Consider the following 3,127-nt stretch of genomic DNA (forward strand, 5'->3'; position numbering starts at 1 on the left):
GTGTACGACAAACCGATGATCTTTTATCCCCTGGCCACCCTGATGCTGGCGGGCATCCGGGATGTCCTGGTCATCAATACGCCCCATGAGCAGGCCTTGTTTCAGCGGCTGCTCGGCGATGGTTCGCAGTGGGGCATCAATATCACGTACGCCGTCCAGCCCTCTCCTGATGGGCTTGCGCAGGCCTTCGTGATCGGCCGCGATTTCATCGGCGGCCAGCCCAGTTGCCTGGTGCTCGGTGACAACATCTTCTACGGCGTGGGCCTGACGGAGCGTCTCAAGCGTGCCGCCACCCGGGCCGATGGGGCCACCGTGTTCGGCTACTGGGTTCGTGACCCCGAGCGCTATGGCGTGGCGGAATTCGACGCGAACGGCCGGGTTATCGGTCTCGAAGAGAAGCCGGCAAAACCCAAGTCGAACTACGCGGTCACCGGCCTGTACTTTTATGATCAGCGTGCCTGCGATTTCGCGCGGGATCTGAAGCCCTCTCCCCGCGGGGAGCTCGAGATCCCCGACCTGAACCGTTGTTACCTCGAGGACGGCTCCCTGATGCTCGAGCAACTCGGGCGTGGATATGCCTGGCTGGATACCGGCACCCACGATTCCCTCATGGAAGCGGGCAACTATATCCAGACGATCGAGAACCGGCAGGGCCTCAAGGTGTGCTGCCTTGAAGAGATCGCCTTCAACAATAAATGGATCGATGCCGAGCAAGTTCTTGCCCTCGCAAAGCCGCTGGCAAAAACCGGCTATGGCGAATACCTTCGCAATCTTGTCGGGCACGGTCTAATTCGATGAAGGTCAGTGAAACCTCCCTCCCCGGTGTGCTCGTCATCGAGCCCAGGGTGTTTGGCGATGCAAGAGGCTTTTTCTACGAGAGCTACAACGAGAAGACGTTCCGCGATGCGGGCATCGATCGTCGCTTTGTCCAGTCCAACGTGTCCCGCTCGGCTCGCGGCGTCCTCCGCGGCCTGCACTATCAATGGCCGAATCCCCAGGGCAAGCTGGTCAATGTGCTCGAAGGCGAGGTCTACGATGTCGCGGTGGACATCCGCCGTGGCTCGCCCACCTTCGGCCAATGGGCTGCCGCCATCCTGACGGCGGATAACCATCGCCACTTCTGGATCCCGGAAGGTTTTGCCCACGGTTTCTGCGTGATCTCCGACTACGCGACGTTCTCTTACCAGTGCACCGCGCTTTACGAGGCGAGTGCCGATGCGGGTATCCGCTGGGACGATCCCGCTATCGGCATCGACTGGCCGGTGTCGGAACCCCTGCTTTCCGACAAGGATGGCAAGACACCGCTGCTCGCCGATGTGCCATCGGAGAGATTGCCGGAGTACGTTCCGTGAAGATTCTCCTGCTGGGTGCGAACGGACAGCTTGGCCAGTGCTTCCTGAGCCAGGGTGGCCTCGCGCTCCGCGGGCACGTTCTCGCGGCAAGCAGGAATGGCGAACTGGCCGATGGTCGGACCGGCGCGATGGCCGATCTTGCCGACCTCGAATCGATGGAACACGTGCTGGATGCCGAACGGCCGGACATCGTCGTGAATGCGGCCGCTTACACGGCCGTCGATCGTGCAGAAGCGGATGAAGCCATGGCGACCCGGGTCAACGGCGACGCCGTGGGCCTGATTGGACGCTGGGCGGCAGGTCGTGGCGCCCTGGTGGTGCACTACTCGACGGATTACGTGTTTGCCGGCAACGCGAAGGCTCCTTACAGGGAAGCGGATCCCGTGGGGCCGACTGGCGCCTACGGACGCAGCAAGCTTGTCGGTGAAGAGGCGCTTCGCGCATCGGGCGCAGCGCACTTCATCTTTCGCACAGCCTGGGTTTATTCATCGGTCGGGAATAATTTCCTGCGTACGATGCTGCGTCTCGGCGCCACACGCGACGAACTCAGCGTCGTCTCCGACCAACACGGTACGCCGACGGATACGTCTCTTATTGTCGAAGGATCACTGGCGGCCATCGACCGGTGGCTCACTGGTGATGCTGCCGAGCGTTCAGCACTGGAAGGTACATATCACCTGACCGCAAGCGGGAGTACCACCTGGCACGGGTTTGCACAGGCCCTGCTGCTGCGTGGCGCCAACATCGGCCTGATTCCCCGCATGCCACAGGTGTCCGCGATCTCGACCAAGGATTACCCCACGCCCGCGAAGCGTCCGGCGTACTCCGTACTCGACACCGGACGCTTCGCCCGGACGTTCGGCTACGATCTGCCTGACTGGACGCTCGGCATCGACCGCACCTTGACCGCCCTTTCCGCCTCATCGGAATAACTCCCCATGCTCATCCCCCTCATTCTCAGTGGCGGCAGCGGAACCCGGTTGTGGCCCATTTCGCGCCGCAATCTCCCCAAGCAGTTCCTGGCACTGACTGCTCCGGAAACGCTCTTCCAGCAGACCATCAGCCGCGCCGCACTCCTGCCCGATGCCGCCGCGCCCGTGGTCGTTGCAAGTGACGATCACCGGTTTCTCGCTGCCGAACAGCTGCAGGAACTGAATGTGACCGGCGCCAGCATCCTGCTCGAGCCAGTCGCACGGAACACGGCACCTGCCATTGCTGTTGGCGCGCTTCGGGCGCTAGAGAAGGCGGAGGATGCCCTGGTTCTCGTCTTGCCTGCGGACCACCTCATCGGCGACAGCGCCTCGTTTTCGGAAGCGGTCGCCAAGGCACGCCCGCTGGCGGAACAGGGCTGGTTGGTGACGTTCGGCATTCGTCCGGACCGTGCCGAAACGGGCTTCGGTTACATCCAGCGCGGCGAAGCCTTAGGAGCGGACAGCTTCAAGGTGAATCAGTTCGTCGAGAAACCCGAGCTCGCCGTCGCCGAAGGCTATGTGGCAAGCGGGCTGTACGACTGGAATTCGGGCATGTTTCTTTTCCGCGCCTCCCGCTACCTCGAAGAGCTGGGCAAATACGCCCCGGCCATGCTCGAAGCCGCTAAAACGGCCTACGAGCGCGCCAACACCGACCTCGATTTCATCCGGCTCGATTCAGACGCTTTCGCACAGGCACCGAGCGACTCGATCGACTACGCCGTCATGGAGAAAACCGCTCACGCGGCTGTCGTTCCCGTCAGCTGCGAGTGGAGCGATATCGGTTCGTGGGAAGCGCTGTGGATG

4 protein-coding genes are annotated in these 3,127 nt (G+C 62.3%); all 4 read left to right on the top strand.

The features are described from left to right. Window positions 1–798 (top strand): glucose-1-phosphate thymidylyltransferase RfbA (gene rfbA / locus AC1DT2_RS19265; protein ID WP_477298083.1); only part of this gene is annotated, 798 nt, incomplete at its 5' end. Beyond that, on the top strand, window positions 795–1,352 hold the full coding sequence (gene rfbC / locus AC1DT2_RS19270) for a dTDP-4-dehydrorhamnose 3,5-epimerase (RefSeq protein WP_477298084.1): 558 nt from the start codon (window positions 795–797) through the stop codon (window positions 1,350–1,352). The genes rfbA and rfbC, both read left to right, overlap by 4 nt. Continuing rightward, complete coding sequence (rfbD, locus tag AC1DT2_RS19275) at window positions 1,349–2,284, top strand: dTDP-4-dehydrorhamnose reductase (protein WP_477298085.1); 936 nt, start codon at window positions 1,349–1,351, stop codon at window positions 2,282–2,284. Before rfbC ends, rfbD begins: the two co-directional genes overlap by 4 nt. Before the next feature lie 6 nt (window positions 2,285–2,290). Continuing rightward, window positions 2,291–3,127: mannose-1-phosphate guanylyltransferase/mannose-6-phosphate isomerase (locus AC1DT2_RS19280; protein WP_477298087.1), on the top strand; the 837-nt coding region annotated here is incomplete at its 3' end.

This window comes from Luteibacter sp. P4_E6, assembly GCF_056401535.1.